Source organism: Cryobacterium breve, assembly GCF_004402375.1.
GTDB classification, from domain to species: Bacteria; Actinomycetota; Actinomycetes; order Actinomycetales; family Microbacteriaceae; genus Cryobacterium; species Cryobacterium breve.
The window spans coordinates 13,168-35,909 of the sequence record NZ_SOGJ01000015.1; the positions used below are offsets into that span (position 1 = coordinate 13,168).

The 22,742-nt window shown below is 66.0% G+C and carries 18 protein-coding genes and 1 tRNA gene; 12 read left to right on the forward strand and 7 right to left on the reverse strand.

What is annotated here, in order from left to right; translation table 11 throughout:
• Positions 1 to 285 precede the first annotated feature (285 nt).
• Positions 286 to 831, forward strand: coding sequence for a DUF7010 family protein (locus E3O65_RS05935; RefSeq protein ID WP_134362823.1), 546 nt, complete (start codon positions 286 to 288; stop codon positions 829 to 831).
• Between the two features lie 593 nt (positions 832 to 1,424).
• Here E3O65_RS05935 and E3O65_RS05940 read toward each other — a convergent pair.
• Complete coding sequence (locus tag E3O65_RS05940) at positions 1,425 to 2,336, reverse strand: hypothetical protein (RefSeq protein WP_134362824.1); 912 nt, start codon at positions 2,334 to 2,336, stop codon at positions 1,425 to 1,427.
• Positions 2,337 to 3,448: 1,112 nt separating this feature from the next.
• Complete coding sequence (locus tag E3O65_RS05945) at positions 3,449 to 5,341, reverse strand: glycosyl hydrolase family 28-related protein (protein ID WP_134362825.1); 1,893 nt, start codon at positions 5,339 to 5,341, stop codon at positions 3,449 to 3,451.
• Between the two features lie 328 nt (positions 5,342 to 5,669).
• Here E3O65_RS05945 and E3O65_RS16650 point away from each other — a divergent pair, with 328 nt between their 5' ends.
• Entirely contained in the window at positions 5,670 to 6,074 is a 405-nt protein-coding gene (locus E3O65_RS16650) for a tyrosine-type recombinase/integrase (protein ID WP_166785672.1), read from the forward strand.
• Between the two features lie 216 nt (positions 6,075 to 6,290).
• Complete coding sequence (locus tag E3O65_RS17585) at positions 6,291 to 6,512, forward strand: tyrosine-type recombinase/integrase (RefSeq protein ID WP_166785673.1); 222 nt, start codon at positions 6,291 to 6,293, stop codon at positions 6,510 to 6,512.
• Positions 6,513 to 6,993: 481 nt separating this feature from the next.
• On the opposite strand, the gene E3O65_RS05960 is transcribed toward E3O65_RS17585, so the two are convergent.
• Together E3O65_RS05960 and E3O65_RS05965 are read right to left on the reverse strand one after the other, a co-directional pair.
• A tRNA-Arg gene (locus tag E3O65_RS05960) sits at positions 6,994 to 7,065 on the reverse strand.
• Positions 7,066 to 7,196: 131 nt separating this feature from the next.
• Complete coding sequence (locus E3O65_RS05965; RefSeq protein WP_134362827.1) at positions 7,197 to 7,829, reverse strand: iron ABC transporter ATP-binding protein; 633 nt, start codon at positions 7,827 to 7,829, stop codon at positions 7,197 to 7,199.
• A 53-nt stretch (positions 7,830 to 7,882) separates the two neighbouring features.
• Between E3O65_RS05965 and argS the strand changes: the two genes are divergently transcribed.
• From argS to pdxH, 9 genes are all read left to right on the forward strand, one after another.
• Positions 7,883 to 9,559 carry an arginine--tRNA ligase gene (gene argS, locus E3O65_RS05970; protein WP_134362828.1) on the forward strand — a complete coding sequence of 559 codons (1,677 nt, stop codon included), beginning with the start codon at positions 7,883 to 7,885 and terminating at the stop codon, positions 9,557 to 9,559.
• A 1-nt stretch (position 9,560) separates the two neighbouring features.
• Positions 9,561 to 10,340, forward strand: a complete 780-nt coding sequence (locus tag E3O65_RS05975; RefSeq protein ID WP_134362829.1) for an LmeA family phospholipid-binding protein — start codon at positions 9,561 to 9,563, stop codon at positions 10,338 to 10,340.
• Between the two features lie 271 nt (positions 10,341 to 10,611).
• Positions 10,612 to 12,048 carry a diaminopimelate decarboxylase gene (lysA, locus tag E3O65_RS05980; RefSeq protein ID WP_134362993.1) on the forward strand — a complete coding sequence of 479 codons (1,437 nt, stop codon included), beginning with the start codon at positions 10,612 to 10,614 and terminating at the stop codon, positions 12,046 to 12,048.
• Positions 12,045 to 13,382 (forward strand): homoserine dehydrogenase, encoded by a 1,338-nt coding sequence (locus tag E3O65_RS05985; RefSeq protein ID WP_134362830.1) that lies wholly within the window; start codon positions 12,045 to 12,047, stop codon positions 13,380 to 13,382. The genes lysA and E3O65_RS05985 overlap by 4 nt, the downstream gene beginning before the upstream one ends.
• Entirely contained in the window at positions 13,382 to 14,503 is a 1,122-nt protein-coding gene (gene thrC / locus E3O65_RS05990; protein WP_134362831.1) for a threonine synthase, read from the forward strand. The genes E3O65_RS05985 and thrC overlap by 1 nt, the downstream gene beginning before the upstream one ends.
• The gene (gene thrB, locus E3O65_RS05995) at positions 14,500 to 15,453 is read left to right on the forward strand and encodes a homoserine kinase (RefSeq protein WP_134362832.1); all 954 of its coding nucleotides are present in this window, start codon (positions 14,500 to 14,502) and stop codon (positions 15,451 to 15,453) included. The genes thrC and thrB overlap by 4 nt, the downstream gene beginning before the upstream one ends.
• Positions 15,454 to 15,728: 275 nt before the next feature.
• Positions 15,729 to 18,224 carry a transcription termination factor Rho gene (gene rho, locus E3O65_RS06000; protein ID WP_134362833.1) on the forward strand — a complete coding sequence of 832 codons (2,496 nt, stop codon included), beginning with the start codon at positions 15,729 to 15,731 and terminating at the stop codon, positions 18,222 to 18,224.
• Positions 18,224 to 19,303 (forward strand): peptide chain release factor 1, encoded by a 1,080-nt coding sequence (prfA, locus tag E3O65_RS06005; protein ID WP_134362834.1) that lies wholly within the window; start codon positions 18,224 to 18,226, stop codon positions 19,301 to 19,303. The genes rho and prfA overlap by 1 nt, the downstream gene beginning before the upstream one ends.
• 100 nt (positions 19,304 to 19,403) lie before the next feature.
• Positions 19,404 to 20,045: a pyridoxamine 5'-phosphate oxidase gene (gene pdxH, locus E3O65_RS06010; RefSeq protein ID WP_198411719.1), complete on the forward strand. Its 642-nt coding sequence runs from the start codon at positions 19,404 to 19,406 to the stop codon at positions 20,043 to 20,045.
• 69 nt (positions 20,046 to 20,114) lie between these two features.
• Here the strand turns inward: pdxH and E3O65_RS06015 are convergent, their stop codons facing one another.
• From E3O65_RS06015 to cysK, 3 genes are read right to left on the reverse strand one after another with little or no spacing between them, the layout of a single operon-like run.
• Complete coding sequence (locus tag E3O65_RS06015; RefSeq protein ID WP_134362835.1) at positions 20,115 to 21,122, reverse strand: isopenicillin N synthase family dioxygenase; 1,008 nt, start codon at positions 21,120 to 21,122, stop codon at positions 20,115 to 20,117.
• A gap of 12 nt (positions 21,123 to 21,134) precedes the next feature.
• Positions 21,135 to 21,713, reverse strand: coding sequence for a serine O-acetyltransferase EpsC (gene epsC, locus E3O65_RS06020; RefSeq protein WP_134362836.1), 579 nt, complete (start codon positions 21,711 to 21,713; stop codon positions 21,135 to 21,137).
• A 23-nt stretch (positions 21,714 to 21,736) separates the two neighbouring features.
• Positions 21,737 to 22,675 (reverse strand): cysteine synthase A, encoded by a 939-nt coding sequence (gene cysK / locus E3O65_RS06025; RefSeq protein WP_134362837.1) that lies wholly within the window; start codon positions 22,673 to 22,675, stop codon positions 21,737 to 21,739.
• Between the last annotated feature and the right edge of the window lie 67 nt (positions 22,676 to 22,742).

A 22,742-nucleotide genomic window follows, 5' to 3' on the forward strand; every position in this document is an offset into this window, starting at 1 on the left:
CGATCATTTCTAATCACGACTTTAGCGTCTGAGTTGGGGCCGTGACGGTCACCGTCTCGAGGTGCGTTGGTTCCCTAGGCCTGAATTCAGTTGGCCGCCAGTCAAGCCCTCGGCGATGATGTCGAATCCTGCCCTGGCGCCGGATGTCCTGACCTCGTGCATGGCTGGTGAAGTGAACCACTGGCCGTACCCTTCGTCATCACAGCGAGTCGTTGAATCTCGCTTCCTGTCCATGCCTCGTGATACCGGCGTTCCGGGAGACCGACCGACTGCTAGGAAGGACGCATGACTATCACCGATGTTCAGGCTGATGTCCGTCGCGCCTACCGAGGAGGGTTCAGCGGCCCCCTGATATCGGCAATCGTCTGGGCGGTTGCGAACACCATCTACCTGCTCGTATCGCCCGGCGCGGCTATGGCGGCGCTCTTTTTCGGCGGCATGCTGATATTTCCGCTTTCCGCGGTGATTCTCAAGACGATGCCCGGACGGAGTTCACTCCCCAAGGGACATGCCTCGAGCGCTCTCGCCATGCAATCCGCCTTCACTGTGCCCGTCGGGCTCTTGGTCGCCATCGCCCTCGGCACATATGAACCGGTCCTGTTCTTTCCGGCGTCGTTGCTGATCGTCGGGGCGCATTACTTCGTCTTCGTGACCCTGTACGGCACGAAGACCTTTGCGTTACTCGGAGGAGCACTGGTTGTGCTCGGTGCGATCGGCATGTACTTCGTGCCAGCAATCGGCGCCGTCAGCGGCTGGATCGGAGGCGCGGTCTTCTTGGCCTTCACTCCGTTCCTGTTCGGCAAGGCGCAGGGAGACTGGGCCCGCCAATAGCCTGCCGCCGATTCGCGCGCCTTCTCCCGACATCCTGCTGCGGCCTGCTGCGGCGGGGCGGAATTTTGCGGTACGCGGGTGCTGCGCCGCTGCGCGCGAGGCATGCCACGCGCGCAGCGGCGCACAACCCGCGCGAGACGGATGCTGGCGCTGACGCGGCGCACGAATGCCTCAGACTGGGCAGATGGAAGAGTTCGCCCTCGACGCAGACGGCCCCGCGTGTCCGGCGTGCGGGGCCGAGATGACCCCCGACGGTGTGGACACCGCCGCGGGAGTCGAATCCTGTCACCGTTGCCCGCGGTGCAAGCTGGTCATCGTCATTCCGGGTCTCTGGGTGGAGTAGGAATCAGCCGATGACCGCGGGCCCCGGACGCCGCCCACTGACCGCGGGCCGGCATACCGGTGCCTTCTTGGCGTCGACGTCGAGGTTCTGCACCGTCAGGAGCGACTTCAATCGCACGACCACGCGCCTCGCGGACCTGATCATGTGCGATCAGGCTGCGGTGCCTGAGCTCGATCGTGGCCTCGCTGGCCCTGCTGACCGTGCCTTTCTCTGTGGCTCTACGTCGTCTATTTCGCACCTCGCGCTTGGGTCACCAGGGAGTGTAACGGTGCTCTCCGCGCTGGACTCGATCACTCAAGGGGCGGGCGACTGCCATCACTCGGCCGAATTCGATCGGTTCACAGCTGATCGCGGCGGTCCAAGCCCGGCCGTCGTCCGCGAGCACCTCGGTCTCGAGCCGTTGCGCCGGGGAACCAACGGGTCTGACGTGTTCATAGACCCGACCGGCGGCCGCGGCTTCGAGAAAAGTACTCACGAATGCCGCGTCCGTGCGGGCTGCGGGCAAGCGCCAGGTGCCCTCGCCGACCTGCACGGTGATCCCATCAACGTCCCCTGCGCTGCGGATCCATCGGATGGAGGCGGCACCGTTCCGGTGGGGCTCGACCGTCATTGCCGACCTGTCCGCTGCCCGGGAAGCTCGTGCGACGTCGGCGTACCGACGCTGCGCATCGTCGGCGAGGGCTTCGAGCAGCACGCCCACCTCGTCCCGCATCCGTTCGCGGTTTCTGTTCGCGGTATGGGCATCGCGCTCCGACTGCGCGATGGTATTCGCGCCGAGCTGGAAGGCCGGCAAAGTGGTGTCGTCGGGGACGTCGAGGATCACCCGGAACTGGTCGAACGCGGGTTCTGCCGGCTCGCCCACCGAGCCGAGCGCTTGGGACGTCGGTTGTGAGGTGTCCCAGGTGTGCACCCCTGCGAGACCGGGCGTCGGGATGCGTGCGTAGCGGAGTCCCTCGATAGCGGAGACAGTGCCGGTCACTGGCCAGTGCGGCACATCCGGGGGTGTCTGACCGTGGTGCTCCTCCTCGAACCGAGGCGGCACGCGGAACGTCGCGGAAGCGGGATCGACAGCCAGTAACCGCAACGTCGTCTGGTCGCCGACACGGATCAACACGCCACAACAGGCCTGTTCCCAGTATGTGATGTCGACTTCGATCTGCATTTCGACAGCCTACGGTCCGGCTTGATGACACAGGACTTCGCCCGGAAGGAAAGGGTGAAAAACCGATCCTCGTTACAGTGTGTGTCGCGTGACAGGCGAGTCCGGACACATTGCCAAGTCCGGACTCGCGGAACGACGCGGAAGTCGCCTCGGGCAGGTCCGTGTTCTTCGCCAGAGGACATCGGACACACGAAGCTTCAATGATTGGATGTCCTCCAGTGGCGAGTGTTGCATGTCGTCACCATTCCTCAGGGCGAGGTCGATGTGCGGAAGCTGAACCTCCGTTGAACGCGATTGCTCGGCGGCTTCCTTCAAGACCGGTCGGTCATCAGGTGGTTCGTCGATGGGTTTCCTCCATGGAGATACGTAGCGAGAAACAGCTGAATCCGGTTGCCGACGAAGTGGCTGCCATCACCGCTGTCGTGAGGCCACGGCATCCTCTATGCGCTCAAGCAAGAAGCCGTGAACGATGCTGGCGGTCGCGAGAGTCTCCTTCTTCGACAGCTGCCAAGGATCCGCCGTCCCGGGGACGGGGACTGTGGCATCTGTTTCGAATATGCCGTGCACGACGCACTTGGTCGGCGCAGACCCGCTGTGACCGGGCGGGTGGCCGACGCGCTCAGTCTGTGCAGGATTAGCGATGGAGACGTTGGTTCGATCCTCTTCGGTGCTGAGAAGTCAGGAGCTCAGGACGTGATTGACACGGCTGCTTCCATGCTCACTTCTGAGTCTTCGCTTCTCTCGGGCACGGGCGGCCGAACGGTTGAACTCCGTCGCCACCTCAACGGCATTGCGACGGCCTTCCGAAGGCCATCAGCCCGTGCGAACCTTCTGCAGAGCATTTGCGGGTGGTGGAAGGCCGACCTGTTCGTCGGTGGGCCTGACTCGGACAAGTGGATGGGAACCACCGTCAAGATTAACTCGAGCGCTCTGGAAGGGGCCCGAGGACTTCGAGTCGGAATCGTTCCGACACGGGAGGGTAGCTCAGATTCAGTGAGAGTCGATGACCGACGAAATCTGGTGCTTTGTCCTGTTTCGTACGACGGCAGCTTCATGGAGGCAAATGCCCCGGCCGTGCGTAACGCACAGCCGGGGCATCCGTCATTCAGGCCTTACGGAGCCGGGAACTTCACGACGTAGGACGGCACCCCGGGTGCGGAGCTGTCGACCTGAGCGCCGACGCCGTTCACGACATGCTGGATGGTGCCGGAGGTGAGGTTCACCGTCATGATGTGGCGAAGGGTGACGCCTGGGGTGTTCGGTGCGGTAAACCCGTTGGCGGTGACGATCGACGGGTTGTTCTGGTTGAACACGTAAACGCCTGCACCCTCAAGGAGGTGCTTCTTCACATTCGGGCCCACCTTGTAGCCGGGGTAGCCGAGGGTTCCGTCGGGCTGGGTCCAGTCGGCCTGCGTGGGCGGGTCGTAGGGCAGCTCGTTCTGGTACAGGATGACGCGGCCGTTCTCACCGTTCCAGACGGTGTTGAACGTCTGGAAGTGCTCCACGAACATGCCGGTGGCGGTCACGTTGTCGCCATTGACGATCACGCCGTTGGTGCCTATGTTGGTCTGCCAGCGGTCGGTGTCACCGTTCACTCCGTTGGTGAAGCCCTCGATGCCGTGGTCGGCGCGCCACACCCAGATGTGGTCGATCAGAACGTTGTTGGCGTTGACCTCGAGCGCGGTCGTGGTCTTTCCGGTGTGCGGGCCGCCGACGCGGAAGTACACGTCGCTCAGGGTGATCGGGTTGCGCGGGTCGAGCTTCTTGCCGCTCTTCTCCTTGCCCACCGTCAGCAGCACGGGGGAGAGCGCGGGACCAGCGTCGATGGTGACGCCCGCGATCACGATGCCCTCCTCGTTCTTCACCTCCATCGGAACGGCGCCACCGGCAGACGTGAGAGTCGCCTGACCCATGCCCAGCACGACCGTGTCGGCGCGCTTCACCTCGATGGTGCGGTCGATGTCATAGACACCGGGGGTGAGGATGAGGTTCTTGCCCTTGGCGAGAGCGTTGTTGATGTCTTTCACCGAGTCACCGGGCTTCGCGATGAAGAAGTCGGTGATCGGGAGTGTGCGTCCCGCCGTGACATCCTGGCCCCACGAGGTTCCGCTCGTGTTCATGTGTGCAGAAGGCACCCGCACGTTGTAGCGCCCGGCGCCATCGACGAAAAGGTACGGCTTCTCGCGGCTGACCGGCGTCTGGGCGACCGTTGTGTACGGCGGGTTGGGGAAGCCGGTCTCGGCAGGGGCACCCTCGACGCCGGAGAACACCTGGTTCCACACGCCGTTGGTCCACTCGGTTACCTTGCTGTTGCGGATGATCCACTGCTGCTGTGAGCCGTTGATCGTCACGGGCAGGTCGGAGTTGGCGATGAAACCGCCGCTCGCGAACTGCGGGCCCGCGGTGCAGTAGTCCATCAGTGAGAGGTTCGCGCCCGTCACGTGGACGCGGCGCATCGAGACCGCCTGCGACACCGCCCAGAAGTTGGCGCTCTGGCGGCATCCGTCTTGGCCCGTTTTGTTCACCTGGATGGAGAGGTTCGCGAGGGTGCGCCAGAAGTTGTTTAGCGCGATGCAGTTGCTCGTGCCGCCGTTCTCGAGGCAGCGGTTGTAGACCTCGATGGAGCCGTTGACCGAGACGTCGTCGGGGGATGCCCCGAGCCCCGCCACCTCGGTGTAGTACCCCACCTCGAACTGAAGCGGCGCCTCGGCGGTGCCGTAGTCGCCGGGAAGGAAGTAGACGGCCTTACGAGCGGAGCTCATCTCGGCGTCGCGCTGCTGATCGGCGAGCGCATCCATGGTGCTCTGGATCTCAGCGAGCGGGGTGGCCGGGCTGAAGATCTGCACGTTGGGTCCGAAATTCGGTTGCAGCGGATCAATAGTCTGCGAGGGAGCGGCCTGCGCTGGTGCGGCCGAGAGGGCTCCAGCGAGGAGCGCGAGGCCCGTGGCGCCTGCGGCGATGCGCCGGCGACGGGTTCGGGGGTGCGGGTGGTCAAGCGGAATCATGTTGGTGCCTCTCCGTTGAGGATGTGCGCGGCGACCGACCGGTCTGCAATGAGGATCTTAACGTATTTGGAGAGCGCTCTCTAGAGCGCGCCATGAGAGGACTATCGGAAGGTCGTCAGCTACCGGCTCCGCGGGGAGGGTGCATCGACTTTCCGCACTCCGTATCAAACGACGTTGGGCCGACGGTACCGTGTTCGATACCGCAAGCCCGATAGGTCTCAGACCGATATACGCGGTTGCACATTCTGCGCGAGATGCCGAGCTTTTCCTTGCGCCTGTCGAGGTCGCGAAGCACACGGGGCGGCACATTGATCCGAGTCGGTCTCGTGTGACCGTCGAGAACTGGACGGCCATCTGGCTTGCCAGCCGCTCTGATCTACGTCCAACTACTCTCGATCGGGCAGATGGCGCCGTCCGCAATCACATCATTCCAGAGCTGGGTCGAATTCCTATTGGCGACCTCGAACGTCTGCGTGTGCAGCAATGGGCTGGCGGCCTCAGCCGGGCCCTGGGGCCAGCATCGGTACGAAAAATTGTCAACGTGTTGTCAGGTGCGTTGCAACTCGCCGTCGATGATGGATACCTTCCTTCGAATCCGGCTGTGCGCCTCAAACTCCCCAAGCTGTCTACAAAGCGGAAGCGCTTTTTGTCTCACGCTCAGGTATCTGCGCTGGCGGAGGAAGTTCTAGCCAACAGCGTCGGCGCGGGCTATGGCCTATTGGCGCTGGTGTAGGCCTACGGAAGCCTGCGTCGGGGTGAGCTCGCGGGCTTGCAAGTCCGTGATTTCGATGCCGGGACGGGACGGCTCCACATGCGAACAACCTTGGTCGAGATGAACGGCTACTTCCGCGAAAGTCCGTAGGTTTATGGGGAGCGTTTGATCCAGCTGCCAACGTACATCGCACAGCAACTTACGCTCCACGTTGCGGACTAGATCCCGAACGAGCACGTGTTCGTCGGCACGCGCGGTGGCGTCGTTCTGCGAAACCGAGTCTTTCGACGAGGTTGGGTTGACGCCGCCGCCGTCAAAATCGGAGAACCAGGACCTACACCTCATGATCTGCGCCGTACGTGTGCGAGCCTGGCCGTGTCAGCCGGCGCCAACGTAAAGGCGCTACAGCGGATGCTCGGACATGCGTCGGCCAAGGAGAATCTGGACACGTACGAGTGACCTCGTCGATGACGATCTGGACAGCGTTGCCGCGGCCTTGAACCAGGTCGTCATGAGAGCCTGCGATTGTCCACGCTCAAGGCGCTTGAGTCGAAAGGCGGGGAGGACAGAGGAGGAGCCGAGTCCCGACTAGCTCGAAATCCTCTTGGTATGTCAACTGGGCAGTTAGTGGCCGAAACCACATCCAACATGCCATCTCAAAAACAAGATCTCATGTGTCCTGGGAGCTGACTCGGCAAAATCCGCGCCCATGCTGAGCACATTGAAAGCTGGGAAGTCACCGCACGCCGAGGGCGAGCGGCTGGCACGAAATAAAATTCTCGGGATCGGACCGCGACCGACAGGAGTAAAGGCCGGACTACGGGCACCGAACTCGCGGTCCCGGTTTGGCCGCTGCGGTTAGCCATGGAGGTACGGCGCACGAGCCCCGTTGTCCGAACTAGGTGGCAAAAGTCCGAACTAGCGTGTCACGCGACAAGTGTGCCCCCAGGCAGATTCGAACTGCCGCCCCTGCCTCCGGAGGGCAGTGCTCTATCCCCTGAGCTATGGGGGCCAGGGAAAACACTAGGTTATCAGCATCTCGGCGTGCGATGTTCCGCATCGAGTTCGACGGATGCGGCCGAGTTCGCCCGGCACATCCCGCGAACCCGACCGAGAGTGCCGAACCCGGCAGGCTCCTGCGGTCTACTGCAGGTTGGCGATTACCGCGGCGACGAGGGCTTCGGCGTCGCCAGGCTCGAAGAACTCGGGCGAACCCACTGTGATCCAGTAGGTGGGAGTGAAGGCCTGGGCGACTCCGGTGCCGTCGGCAGCCGAGAAATAACCCTCAACCGTGGGTGGGGTGCCGTAGGTGGGCACGATCTGGCCGGAGCTGAGGGCCTCGTTCTTGAGCTGCGCCAGCAACACGTCGTTCGGCTGCGTTACCGAGATCTCGACGATCTCGCCGCTGCTTTGATTCAGCAGGCCGCAGTTCAACCCCTGGAACTCGGCCGCCGTCTGACCTGCGGAAAGGGACGGCTCGAAGTCGGGCGCTGTGCCGAAGTTCGGGTTGAACGCGTAGATGTCGTCGAGGGTGAGCACCTGGTCGCAGGTCTGGGCAACCGGCGTGCCCGCAGACGTCGGCGTCGGCGTCGGGTCCGGGAGGGACGTCGCATCCGTTGTCGACCCGGGAGTCGACGAGGCCGACGACCCGGTACCCGGAGCATCCGAGGCGCAGCCGACCAGCGCCACGACGGCGACCGCACCGGTCGTGAGGAGAAGTGAGGTGGTGCGCAGGAGGCGTCCGCGCTGGAGTCTGGGCGAGAGGGAGTGAGTCACGCTTGACCTTACCAAGGGGGCGGTCCAAGACCGGGCCGGTATGATGATTTTTCGTGACTCCCGCTGAGCTTTCCCAATCCCTGTTCGACCTCATCCTCCAGTTGAGAGAGCGTCGACGCGAGGCCGGAACCCCGGTGACCGCCCTCACCCTGACCGCGGCGGACGTCACCCTCGAGCGTCCGCGCAACCGCGACCACGGCGATTGGGCGTCCAGCGTCGCCATGAAGATCGCCAAGCCGCTCGGGTCCACCCCGCGCGACGTTGCCACCGAACTGGCCGCCGGGCTCGAACAGCTTCCTGACGTGGCCTCGGTCGACGTGGCCGGACCCGGATTCATCAACATCCGTCTCGAGGCGGCGTCTGCCGGCGCCCTCGCCAAGACCATCGTCGATGCGGGCCCCGCCTACGGCACCGGCCACATCTATGACGGCCTCAAAATCAACCTCGAGTTCGTCTCGGCCAACCCCACCGGCCCCATCCATATGGGCGGCGTGCGCTGGGCGGCTGTCGGCGACAGCTTGGCCCGGGTGCTTCAGGCGCAGGGTGCCGACGTCACCCGCGAGTACTACTTCAACGACCACGGCTCGCAGATCGACCGCTTCGCGCGCAGCGTGCTCGCCGGCTACCTGGGTGAGCCCACTCCCGAAGACGGCTACGGCGGCGCCTACATCGGCGACATCGCCGATCAGGTCGTGGCCAGCCACCCGGGCGACATCGCCGTGCTGTCCCGGGACGAGCAGCAGGAAGTCTTCCGCAGCGTCGGCGTCGACCTGATGTTCACCGAGATCAAGGAAAAGCTGCACGGATTCGGAGTGGACTTCGACGTGTATTTCCACGAGGATTCCCTGCACGAGTCGGGTGCTGTCAACCGGGCCATCGAACGGCTGCGCGAACAGGGCCACATCTTCGAAGAAGACGGTGCCATCTGGTTGCGCACGACCACGTTCGGCGACGACCGCGACCGGGTCATCATCCGTTCCAACGGTGAGCCGGCCTACATTTCGGGTGACCTCGGCTACTACCTCGACAAGCGCGAGCGCGGCTTCGACCAGAACCTGATCATGCTCGGCGCCGACCACCACGGTTACGTCGGCCGCATGATGGCGATGGTCCAGGCGTTCGGCGATGTGCCCGGCGTCAACCTGCAGATCCTGATCGGCCAGATGGTCAATCTGATCAAGGGCGGTGAACCGGTGCGGATGAGCAAGCGGAACGGCACCATCGTCACCCTCGACGACCTCGTCGACGCCGTCGGCGTGGACGCCGGCCGCTACTCCCTCGTGCGCTCCAGCAGCGACACCCAGCTCGACATCGACCTCGACCTGCTCGGCAAGCGCACCAACGAGAACCCCGTCTTCTACGTGCAGTACGCGCACGCCCGCACCTGTTCTGTCGCCCGCAACGCGGCAGCCGCGGGCGTGGAGCGCGCGGCCTTCGCCCCCGAGCTACTCACCCACGACAGCGAGTCGGCCCTGCTCGGCGTGCTGCAGGAGTACCCGCGCGTCGTGACTCAGGCTGCCGAGTTGCGCGAACCCCACCGCATCGCCCGTTACATCGAAGAGGTGGCTGGCTACTACCACCGCTGGTACGACAGCTGCCGGGTGATCCCGCTCGGCGACGAGCCGATCACCGACCTGCACCGCACCCGCCTCTGGCTCAACGACGCCACCGGCCAGGTCATCCGGAACGGCCTCGGCATGCTCGGCGTCTCCGCGCCGGAACGCATGTAGCGTGGACGCCTCCGCCAGGAAGTCCCGGCGCCGCGGCCTCGGCGCGTTCATCGTCGTCGCCCTGGTCGTGCTCGCCCTGGTCGGCGTGTTCTTCGTCATCGACGGTGGGCTGCGCAGCTATGCCGAGGGTCAGGTCGAGCAGGAGATCGCGGCGAACCTGCCCGAGACCGTGACGGGAGACGTCACGGTCTCCATCGGAGGATTATCGGTCATCGTGCAATACCTCGATGGGAGCTTCGATCGGGTGGCCCTCGAATCCGAGGCACTCACCGTGGAGGGCGTGCCGGCATCCGTGCACGTGGTGGCGACGGATGTCCCACTCGAGTCGTCCGAGCCCGTCGGCGATCTGCGCGGCATCATCGATCTCGAACCCGGTGCCCTCAGCACGCTGCTGGCCCGGGCGCTGCCGAGCGGCGCTCCCGACGCAAATGTCGAGCTCGGGGTGGGCGAGGTCAGTTACAGCGGCAGCGCGGAAGTGCTCGGCTTCCCGATCGGCTACCGCGCCTCGGCGATCCCGACCGCTGACACCGACGCCCTGCTGCTCACCCTGAGCGGCGCCACCGTGACCTCCGACGCCGGCAGCGTCGACGCCGGCAATCTGCTCACACTCGGGTTGGGCGACCAGCCCGTGCGCATCTGCGTCGCCGAATACCTCTCCGAGGGGGTCACCCTGGCCGGTGTCAACGTCACGCCGGAACGCGCGCGGCTGACGCTCCAGTCCAGCGCGCTGACCCTGACCCGGGAGTCGCTGACCACGCTGGGCAGTTGCGGCAACGGCTGACCGTGACCAAACCGGGGTCCTGACACGGTGGCACCGGTGTCGTACGCGTGGCGAACCATCGGTCGCACAGTCGTCTGTTCGGTCACGCTGCTGCGGCAGCCCCCCCCCCCCCCCNGTAACGCGATTCGGCGCTGACGGTGCCGTTCGCTACACTCAAAACAGGTCCCCGGTCGCAGACGGCGGCATTCTTTCACTGGCTTCAGGGACCAATCCGGGTTCGCTCGCCACTCAGTGAGACACCCACTCGACATTTCCCGTGAGGTTTTCACCCGTGGCCATCAACCCGCTCGCCCCCGACTGGCTTCGCCTGCCCGACGACGCCAACGCTCTTGCCGACGGCCTCTGGCCGTCCACGGTCGCCCGCACCCCAGAGGGTGAACTCGTCATCGGCGGCTGTGCCGCGTCGAAGCTCGCCGCCACATTCGGCACTCCGCTCTACGTGATCGACGAAACGGATGTCCGCGCTCGCGCCGCCGCGCTCCGGGCCGCGTTCGAGGCCGAGTTCGCCCGCATCGGCACCGGCGTGCACATCTACTACGCAGGCAAGGCCTTCCTCTCCACCGAGATCGCCCGCTGGATGCTGGCCGAGGGCCTCAACCTCGACATCTGTACGAGCGGTGAACTCGCCGTCGCCCTCGCGGCCGGCACCCCGCCGGACCGGCTCGGCTACCACGGCAACAACAAGTCCCTGGCCGAAATCGACGAGGCCTGCCGGGTCGGGGTAGGCACCATCGTGATCGACAGTCCGGTCGAAATCGGCCGAGTCGCCGCGGCCGCCGCGCGACACGGCATTGTTCAGTCCGTGCGCCTGCGCGTGAACAGCGGCGTGCACGCGCACACCCACGAGTTTCTCGCCACCGCACACGAAGATCAGAAGTTCGGCGTGACGCTCGACGACGCCGCCCACCTGGTCGGGCGCATCCGGGCCGAGCCGAGCCTCGACTTCCGCGGACTGCACTGCCATATCGGCTCGCAGATTTTCGGAGCCGACGGCTTCGCCGAATCCGCGTCGCGACTGCTTGGTGTGCACGCAACCCTGCTCGCCGGCGGCCCCGTGCCGGAGTTGAACCTCGGCGGCGGTTTTGGTATCGCGTACACCGCTGCGGACACCCCCACCCCGATCGCGGAGCTCGCCGCGAGCCTCGCCGACATCGTCGCCGCCGAATGCGGCAGCCTCGGCATCCCGGTTCCCATGGTCGCCTTCGAACCGGGCCGGGCCATCGTCGGACCGGCCGGCGTCACCCTCTATGAGGTCGGCACCACCAAGGCTGTCGACGTGGCCGGCAACCCGCGCCTCTACGTCAGCGTCGACGGCGGCATGAGCGACAACGCCCGGCCCGCCCTCTACGGCGCCGACTACACCGTGCGCCTCGCCGGCCGAGTGTCGGCGGCCGAGCCGGTACTGGTGCGCGTGGCCGGCAAGCATTGCGAGAGCGGCGACATCGTCGTCGACGCCGACTATCTCCCGGGAGACGTGGCCCCGGGCGACCTGGTGGCCGTCGCGGCCACCGGCGCCTACTGCTGGTCGCTGTCGAACAACTACAACTTCGTCGGCCGGCCCGCCGTGGTCTCGGTGGCCGGCGGCATCCCCAGGATGCTCGTGCGTGGCGAGACCATCGCCGATCTGCTCGCCCGCGACACGGGGGTGTCGACGACGGGGGTCTCGACACGCTCGACCACCGACCTACCGAAGGAAACCGCCCGATGATCGAATACCGCAACCTGCGCGTCGCACTGCTCGGCGGCGGCTCCGTCGGCGCCCAGGTGGCCCGGCTGCTGCTCGACAACAGCGAAGAGCTCGCCAACCGGGTCGGCGCCAGCCTCGAGCTCGTCGGAATCCTGGTGCGCGACGTCGACGCCGAACGCACCGTCGACCTGCCCCGCGATCTGTTCACAACCGACGCCGAGACCCTGATCCTCGGCGCCGACGTCGTGATCGAGCTGATGGGTGGCATCGAGCCCGCGCGCAGCCACATCCTGATGGCGATCAACTCTGGGGCGGATGTCGTCACCGCCAACAAGGCACTGCTCGCCACCCACGGGCCGGAACTCTTCGCCGCCGCCGACCAGGTCGGCGCACAGCTCACGTACGAGGCGGCCGTGGCCGGGGCGATCCCGATCGTGCGCCCGCTGGGCGAGAGCCTCGGCGGCGACCAGGTCAACCGCATCCTGGGCATCGTGAACGGCACCACCAACTACATCCTCGACCGGATGGACACCGAGGGGGACACCCTTGAAGAGGCGCTCCGGCTGGCCACCGAGCTGGGATACGCCGAAGCTGACCCCACCGCCGACATCGGCGGCTACGACGCGGCACAGAAGGCGGCCATTCTCGCCAGCCTCGCTTTCCACACCACCGTGCCGCTCGCATCCGTCTACCGTGAGGGAATCACCGCCGTCACCCCCGCGCAGATCGAATCGGCCCGGAAGGCCGGCTACGTCGTCAAGCTGCTCGCCATCTGCGAACGGTTGGTCGACGCCGAAACCGGCCAGGAGGGCGTCTCCGCCCGGGTCTACCCGGCCATGGTGCCCCGCAGCCACCCGCTCGCCTCCGTGCACGGGGCGAACAACGCGGTTTTCGTCGAGGCGGAGGCAGCCGGCAGCCTGATGTTCTACGGCGCTGGAGCTGGGGGAGTGGAGACGGCGTCCGCCGTGCTCGGCGACCTGGTCTCCCTGGCCCGCCGTCACATCGCCGGCGGCCCCGGCGTCCCCGCGTCCAAGCACGCCGACCTGCCCATCCTCGACATCGGTCGGATCGTGACGCGCTACGCCGTCACGCTGGAAGTCACGGATGAGCCCGGTGTCCTCGCCACGCTCGCCAGCGTATTCAGCGACCACGGCGTGTCCCTGGCCCTCGTCGAACAGTCGATGACGCCCGCCCAGCCCGGCACCGCGAGTCGCTCCGCCGTCTCCGCCACGGCTACCCTTGTCATCGGAACGCACGAGGCCACGGAGGCTGCCCTGGCTGCCACCGTGACAGACCTCGACGCGAACAGATTTGTCACCAATGTCGCATCCGTTTTGAGAGTTGAAGGAGCCTGATGTCCAGCGAACGAGAGACTCTGCGGAACCCAGCCGTGAAGACGGCTTCCCGGCAGTGGCGCGGCGTGCTGCGCGAGTACGCGGACCGCCTCAACATCACGCCTGAAACGCCGATCATCACGCTCGGCGAGGGTGGCACGCCGCTGATTCCCGCTCCGGCGCTCTCCGCCCGCACAGGTGCGAAGGTCTGGATCAAGTACGAGGGCATGAACCCCACCGGTTCCTTCAAAGACCGCGGGATGACCATGGCCATCTCTAAGGCCGTCGAAGACGGCGCCAAGGCCGTCATCTGTGCCTCCACCGGCAACACCTCCGCCTCGGCGGCCGCCTACGCGACGCACGCCGGCATCCAGGCCGTCGTGCTCGTGCCTGAGGGCAAGATCGCCATGGGCAAGCTCAGCCAGGCCATCGCGCACAACGCGCAGCTGCTGCAGGTGCAGGGAAACTTCGACGACTGCCTCGACATCGCCCGCGACCTCTCGGCGAACTACCCGGTTCACCTCGTGAACTCGGTCAATCCCGATCGGATCGAAGGCCAGAAGACGGCCGCCTTCGAGGTCGTCGAGGTGCTCGAAGACGCGCCGGACATCCACATCGTCCCTGTCGGCAACGCCGGCAACTACACCGCCTACACGCGCGGTTACACCGAAGAGCTTGAGCGCGGCGCCACCACCAAGCTGCCGCGTATGTTCGGGTTCCAGGCTTCCGGCAGTGCCCCGATCGTGCTCGGCCACCGCGTCGACCACCCGGAGACCATCGCCAGTGCCATCCGCATCGGCAACCCGGCCTCCTGGGACCTCGCTCTCGCGGCGCGTACCCTGACCGACGGCTACTTCGGTGCGATCAGCGACGAGAAGATCCTCGAGGCCTACCGTATCCTTTCGGCCGAAGTCGGCATCTTCGTCGAGCCGGCCTCCGCTATCAGCGTCGCCGGACTGCTTGAGCGCGCCGAAGCCGGGCTTATCCCCGCCGGGTGCACTGTGGTGCTCACGGTCACCGGCCATGGGCTGAAGGACCCGCAGTGGGCACTTCGCACCGCGGACGGGTCCGACGTCAAGCCGACCATCGTGCCCGTCGACACCGTCCAGATCGCCAGCGTCCTCGGGCTGGTCCAGAAATGACCATCGCCGAGGCCGTCTCCGGTCGGTCGGTGCTGTCCGGCCGTTCCGTCACCGTGCAGGTGCCGGCCACCACCGCGAACCTCGGCCCCGGCTTCGACACGCTGGGCCTGGCCCTCGCGCACCACGACCACCTCGAGGTCTCGGTGCGTGACGAGCCGGGCGTTACGGTCAAAGTGCACGGAGTTGGTGAGGGCGTGGTGCCCACCGACGAGTCAAACCTCGTCGTGCGCGCCATCATCCACACCTTCGCTGCCTACGGCCAAGACCTGCCCGGTCTGAACCTCGTGGCCCACAACGAGATCCCGCACGGCCGGGGCATGGGCTCGTCGGGCGCAGCCATCGTCTCGGGGATCATGGCCGCCAAGGGTCTGCTCGACGGCATCGTCGACATCGACGCCGAGGCGCTTTTGGCCCTCGCGACCGAGATGGAGGGGCACCCCGACAACGTCGCCCCGGCCCTGTTCGGCGGTCTCACCATTGCCTGGATGACGTCCGAAGGCCCCCGCCATAAGAAGCTGATGGTGCACCGCGGCGTCAAGCCGCTCGTGTTCGTGCCCGAGCACGCCATGTCCACTGCGCTGGCCCGCAGCCTGCAGCCGGAAAACGTGCCCCACGAAGACGCCGTGTTCAACCTGTCGCGGTCGGCCCTGCTGATCGCCGCCCTGATCCAGAGCCCGGAACTGCTCCTCGCGGCCACGGAAGACAAACTTCACCAGAGCTACCGTGCGGCGGCCATGCCGGAGACCAACCGGTTGATCATCCTGCTCCGGGAGCATGGCTTCGCCGCCGTCGTGTCCGGTGCCGGCCCGTCGATTCTGGTGCTCGCGAGCGACCCTGGGCAGCGCCTCGTGGCGGCCGAGCTCGTCGCCGCCGAATCCGAGACGCCCTGGCAGGCACTCATGTTGGCCGTCGACGTGCTCGGCGCGACCGTGGTCCGCACCGACAGCTGACGACGAATCCGAGCGCCGAGGACACGCCCTCTGGGGCGGTCCTCGGCGTTCTTGCGTTCTGCTACAGTGGTAGGGCACCCGATGGAACCGCGTAACGTCCGGTTCCCTTCTCCGGTGCATTCCCTGTAACTCACTGCTATCGCATCATCTATGCGTAGCTGTGTGTGTTCACTTCAATCCACATCACTTTGGGATTGGACCACCCGCAGCGCGTGAGACGCTGCAACAGCTTCCCTGGCCAGCACGCTTGACGCCAGGGGAAAGGACAATTTTTCGTGACTGACGTCAACCTCCTCACCCCCGGTGCGGATTATTCGCACCTCACCACCCTTCGTGTCGCCGAGCTTCAGGCTCTGGCGCTCGAACTGGGCATCCCGGGTGCATCCAAGCTTCGCAAGGGTGAACTCGTCGGAGCCATCACCGCCGCTCAGGCTCAGACAGCCTCCGCGGCTACCTCAGCCCCGGCCGCTCCGGTCGAAGCTTCGGCTGCCACAGCTCCGGCCGCTCCGGTAGAGGCTTCGGCAACCGCAGCCGAGCCGGCCGACGCGGCAGCCCCGCGCAAGCGTGTCTCCCGTCGGGCCTCCACGTCCACTGCTGCTCCGGCAGTGGCCCACGTCAACGCGGACGGTGAACTGGGCATCGGAATGATCGTTCCGGATGACGCCGCGACCCTTCGCCGCACCACCGCCCCTTCCACCTACGCCGGCTCCTCGTCGGAGTCGCCCGCAGCAGAGACGGCCGCCCCGGCCACGAAACCGGTTCGCCAGGCCCGCAAGCGCGCCACGTCCGTCACCGTGAAGGCTGCTGCTGCCGCCACCGCTGCCACCGCCGCCGCCGACGTCGTCGCCGAGGCGCCAGAAGCCCTGGCCGATGTCGAGACCGTCACTGAGACTGCACCGGCTCCGGCCGTTTCCGGGACCACAGTCGTGCCCGACGAGGCCGTCGAGGTTGCCCCCGAGAGCACCGGATCCGGCCGCTCGCGCCGCAGCAGCTCACGCGGCGGTCGCAACGGAAGCGCCCGCAACAGCATCGACGCCCGCAGCAGCATCGACGCGCGTAACAACGCCGACGAACTTGCCGCAGAGCCCGTGCTCGACCAGCACGCACCGGTCGAATCCGCGTCCACCGAGGAGTCCGAGCAGGGTGAGGACGGCCGACAGACCGAGAACGGCGAGCAGGCCGACCAGACTGAGCAGCCCCGTCAGGGACGCAACCGCAACCGCAGCCGCGGTGGCGACCGCACGCAGGGCACCGAGCGTGGCGAGGAAACAACCCGCCAGCAGCGCCAGACCGGCAACCGTGGCCAGGGCCAGGAAAACCAGGACAGGAACCAGCCCCAGGAGCGTCAGGACCGTAACCAGGGCCAGGACCGTCAGGACCGTAACCAGGGCCAGGAGCGTCAGGACCGTAACCAGGGCCAGGACCGCCAGGACCGAAACCAGGGCCAGGACCGTCAGGAGCGTCAGACCCCGGACCGCCAGGAGCGCAACGGTGGCCCTGACCGTGTCGGACTCGACGACGACCAGAATGGCCGTAGCAACCGCAACCGTTTCCGCGATCGCAAGCGTCGCGGTGTCACCGCCGGAGACGACTTCGAGCCGGAACTGAATGACGACGACGTGCTGATCCCCGTGGCCGGCATCCTCGACGTTCTCGACAACTACGCGTTTGTGCGCACCTCCGGCTACCTGCCGGGCGCCAGCGACGTCTATGTGTCGCTCGGCCAGGTCAAGAAGTACAACCTGCGCAAGGGTGATGCCGTTGTCGGTTCCATCCGCCAGCCGCACGAAGGCGACCAGAGCGGTCGCCAGAAGTACAACGCCATCGTCAAGGTCGACTCCATCAACGGTCTGACCGTCGAAGAGGCTGCCAACCGCGTCGAATTCCAGAAGCTCACCCCGCTTTATCCGACGGAGCGTCTACGCCTCGAGACCGAACCGGGCAAGCTGACGCAGCGGATCATCGACCTGGTCGCCCCGATCGGCAAGGGCCAGCGCGGTCTGATCGTCGCACCGCCCAAGGCCGGCAAGACCATCGTCATGCAGCAGATCGCCAACGCCATCGCCACGAACAACCCCGAGGTCCACCTCATGGTCGTCCTGGTCGATGAGCGTCCCGAAGAGGTCACCGACATGCAGCGCACGGTGAAGGGTGAGGTCATCGCCTCCACCTTCGACCGTCCCGCCGAAGATCACACCACGGTCGCCGAGCTCGCCATCGAGCGCGCCAAGCGCCTTGTCGAGCTGGGCCACGACGTTGTCGTGCTGCTGGACTCGATCACCCGTCTGGGGCGTGCCTACAACCTGACGGCCCCGCCGTCGGGCCGCATCCTGTCCGGTGGCGTCGATGCTTCCGCGCTCTACCCGCCGAAGCGGTTCTTCGGCGCCGCGCGCAACATCGAGAACGGTGGCTCGCTCACCATCCTCGCCTCCGCCCTCGTAGAGACCGGATCCAAGATGGACGAGGTCATCTTCGAGGAGTTCAAGGGCACCGGCAACATGGAGCTCCGCCTGTCGCGCCAGCTGGCAGACAAGCGCATCTTTCCCGCGGTGGATGTCAACGCATCCGGCACCCGTCGTGAAGAAATGCTGATGAGCACCGACGAGGTCAAGATCACCTGGAAGCTGCGCCGCGCCCTCGCCGGGCTCGAGCAGCAGCAGGCGCTCGAGGTCATCCTCGGCCGTCTCAAGGAAACCACCTCCAACGTCGAGTTCCTGATGCAGGTTCAGAAGTCGATGCCGACCCTCGGCGGGTCAGACAAGGATCACTGATGTTCGAGTCCGTTCTGACTCTGCTGGCTGAGCACGACGAGCTCCAGTCTCAGCTGGCGGATCCCGAGCTGCACGCGAACCCCGCGCGTTCAAAGAAGGTCAACCGTCGTTACGCCGAGCTCAGCCGCATCATCGCGGCTTGGAACGAGTGGAAAGAGATCGGCGAAAACCTTGACGCAGCGCGAGAGCTCGCCGACGAGGACGCCGACTTCGCCGCAGAGATCCCAGGTCTGGTGGAACAGCTCGAAACCGCAGCCGAAAAGCTGCGGCGCCTGCTGATCCCGCGCGACCCGCTCGACGCCCGAGACGTGATCATGGAGATCAAGATGGGGGAGGGCGGTGCGGAATCCGCACTGTTCGCCGCCGACCTGCTCCGCATGTACCTGCACTACGCGGAATCGAAGCGCTGGAAGACTGAGATCATCGAGCAGACCACCAGCGACCTCGGCGGCATCAAGGATATCCAGCTCGCCATCAAGGGCAACTCGAGTGACCCTGCCGAGGGCGTCTGGGCGCACCTGAAATACGAGGGAGGCGTGCACCGCGTGCAGCGGGTGCCGGCCACCGAGTCACAGGGACGAATCCACACCTCCGCCGCTGGCGTGCTGGTGTTCCCTGAGGTCGACGAGCCCGAAGAAGTCGAGATCAGCGCGAACGACCTCAAGATCGACGTGTACCGGTCGAGCGGCCCCGGTGGCCAGTCGGTGAACACCACCGACTCGGCGGTGCGTATCACGCACCTTCCGACCGGCATCGTCGTGGCCATGCAGAACGAGAAGAGCCAGCTGCAGAACAAGGAAGCCGGCATGCGTGTTCTTCGTGCCCGCGTGCTCGCCCGTCAGCAGGAAGAGATCGACGCCGCGGCATCCCTCGTCCGCAAGGGCCAGATTCGCACCATGGACCGTTCCGAGCGGATCCGCACGTACAACTTCCCGGAGAACCGCATCGCGGACCACCGCACCGGCTACAAGGCCTACAACCTGGACACGGTCATGAACGGAGCCCTCGACGCCGTGATCGATTCCTGCATCACGGCCGACGAGGCCACCCGGCTTGCCGAGATCGGTGACCACGACTGACCCGCCAACACGGTTACCCAGCCCTCGCTCTCTCGTAGTCTGGAGAGAGCGGCGGCTGGGTTTTTTCGTTTGACCGCCGGGCAGAGAAGTGAGGATGCTGATGGAATCCCTGACGAGTCACACCGACTACGGCGCCGAGAGCCTGACCGAGACCATGGTCAATCCCGATCCCCTGCTGGAGTTCGCGATCTGGCTGGCAGCGGCCGAGGGGGCCGGACTGTACGAGCCCAACGCCATGGTCGTCGGCACCATCGATCCCGACGGCCGGCCGAGCAGCCGCACCGTGCTGCTCAAGGGCCTCGATGGCAGTGGGTTCGAGTTCGTCACTAACTATGACTCTCGTAAGGGCCGGGCCCTGCGGGTGAACCCGGGCGTCACCCTGCTCTTTCCGTGGTATCCGATGCAGCGCCAGGTGATCGTCTGCGGAACGGCCCAGCCCACGGATGCCGCGGCGAGCGACGCCTACTTCGCTCGCCGACCGCGCCCGGCGCGCATCGCCGCAGTGGCCAGTGAGCAATCGCAGCCCATCGGCAGCCGCGAGCTCCTCGAAGAAGCTGTGCGCGCGGTCGAGCGACGATACCCCGACGACGTGGATGTCCCGCGGCCGGCCGACTGGGGCGGGTTCCGGGTGGTGCCACACTCGATCGAATTCTGGCAGGGCCGCACCTCCCGGCTGCACGACCGGTTGCGCTTCACAGTGGCGGAGGGCGGCGGCTGGACCCTGGAGCGGCTGCAGCCGTAGCGTCCGCAACCGCCGCGGCGCCGACCAGACCAGACCAGACCAGACCAGGTCAGGTCAGGTCAGATCAGATCAGATCAGATCGGAGTAGTGGATGGCGGCCACGTCCGGGTGCGCGCGCAGCCGGCTCTTCAAGGCATTCTCCCCGTAGGTGGAAAAGATCGGGTTCTCCGGGTCGACCGTCACGCCGGGCGCCTCGAGGGAGTCGGGCAGGATCAGCAGCGGAATGGTCGCGTCGAGCGCCGGGCCGAAGAAGAACGGGATCGAGACCCGGTCGTCACCGATCAAGGGCGAGATCACGCGGTGCACGGTGGCTTTGAGATACCCGTTCGTGGCAACCTCGAGCAGCTCGCCAATGTTGACCACGAAGGCGCCGTCGAGCGGGGGAGCGTCGATCCAGGCGCCGTCCTTCTCGACCTGGAGACCACCCTTGCCCGGCTCGACGAAGAGGAGGGTGAGCACGCCCGAGTCTTTGTGCGCGCCCACGCCCTGCCGGGGTGTGGGGTCAGACTTTCCGGGGTAGCGCACGATTTTGATCAGCGTGAACGGCCTGTCGGCGAAGGCAGCGTCGAACACGTGCTCGTCGGCGCCAAGGGACAGCGCCCAAGCCTGCATCAGGCGCAGCGCAACGGCGTTGAGCTCCTCGCGCCAAGTGGACATCACTGTTTCGAGGGCAGGCAAGCTGGACGGCCACTGGTTCGGTCCCTCGAGACGGAGATAGTCGGCATCCGTGGGCCGGGGCAGCGCCGGGCGCTCCGGTCCGATATCGATCTGCTCGCGCCAGTCCACCTTTCCCTGCGTGAGCTCGCCTCCGACGCGGGTGTACCCGCGGAAATGCGGGCTCTGCAGGTTTTCAATCGCCATCTTGTCGTCTTCGGGCAGCGCGAAAAAGGCTCGAGACGTGCGCATGACCCGCTCGATGAGTTCTGCGGGCACGCCGTGACCGGTCAGATAGAAGAACCCGAAGGTGTGGGCGGCTTCGCGCAGGTCGGTGCGGAAGACCTCGGCCTCCGCGTCGCCTCGATCGAGCCGGGAGAGGTCGAGAACGGGCAGAGTGAGGGGTGTGGTGTCGGTCGTCATCGGTCTGGGTCCTTAGTCGTCGCCGGGGAGCAGCCCGCGCGCGGATTCGATGGTGTCGGGTTTGGCCGGTTGCACGGTGGCGGGGATTCCCAGCAGAAGCGACTTGGCCGGGGCGTCGCGGGTGACCACGGCGTTGGCCCCGATGGTGCTCCAGGCGCCGATCACGATGGGACCGAGAACTTTGGCGCCGGCTCCGATCGTGACACCGTCGTGCAGGGTGGGGTGCCGTTTTTCACCACGGGCCACTCCGTGCCGGGTCTTCCCTCCGAGAGTGACTCCGTGGTACAGCATCACGTCATCGCCTATGTCTGAGGTCTCACCGATCACCACGCCCATTCCGTGGTCGATGAACAACCGCCGGCCGATCCGGGCGCCCGGGTGGATCTCGATCCCGGTCAGGAACCGGGTGAACTGCGAGAGAAGTCGGGCCGGGAGGCGAAGCCCGGCCTCCCACAGGCGGTGCGACACCCGGTATGACCACACCGCGTGCAGGCCGCTATAGGCCAGGAAAACCTCGATGTTGCTGCGGGCGGCCGGGTCGTGAGCGCGCGCCATCGTAATATCTTCCCGGATGCTCGACAAAATAGTCATCTGCGGCGTTGGCGCCCCGGCACCTAGTCCAGTAGGTCCTCGTAGAGCACAGTCGACAGGTAGCGCTCTCCGAAGCTGGGCATGATCGCCACGATGGTCTTGCCTGCGTTCTCGGGCCGCTTGGCCTGCTCGATGGCCGCCCAGACGGCGGATCCGCCGGAGATGCCGGAGAGGATTCCCTCATCCGTCGCCAGCGCACGGGCCGTGGACACGGAATCGGCCAGGGTCACGTCGATGACCTCGTCGTAGATCTTCGTGTCGAGAACGTTCGGCACGAAGTTGGCGCCGATGCCCTGGATCTTGTGCGGTCCGGGCTTGCCGCCGGTGAGGATGGGGGAGTCGAGCGGCTCGACTCCGACGACCCGAAGGGAGGGCTTACGGCCTTTGAGCAGTTGGCCGGTGCCGGTGATGGTTCCTCCGGTGCCGATCCCGGCGACGAGGATGTCAACGGCACCGTCGGTGTCGTCCCAGATTTCGACCCCCGTGGTGGCGTAGTGGATGGCCGGGTTGGCGGGATTGTCGAACTGGCGGGCCAAAATGGCGCCGGGCGTGGCGGCAGCGATCTCCTCGGCCTTTGTGACTGCGCCGCGCATTCCCTCGGAGCCCGGGGTAAGCACGATCTCCGCACCGTAGGCACGCAAGAGAAGGCGCCGTTCGCGGCTCATCGTTTCTGGCATAGCGAGCACGACCTTGTAGCCACGGGCAGCGCCCACCATGGCCAGCGCGATACCGGTGTTGCCGCTGGTGCCCTCGACGATGGTTCCGCCCGGAGCCAACTCGCCGGAGGCTTCGGCCGCATCGACGATCGCGATGCCGATCCGGTCCTTCACGCTGCCCGAGGGATTGTAGAACTCCAGTTTCACGAGCACGGTAGCGTCGAGACCGGCGGTGAGTCGGTTGAGCTTGACCAGCGGAGTCTTGCCAACGGCTGCGGTGATGTCGGAGTAAATCTGAGCGGGCATCGGTGGTCGCCTTTCGATCGGGGTCACGGACTTCGCCCAGCCTACGGCCACGGAACGGACGTGCGCG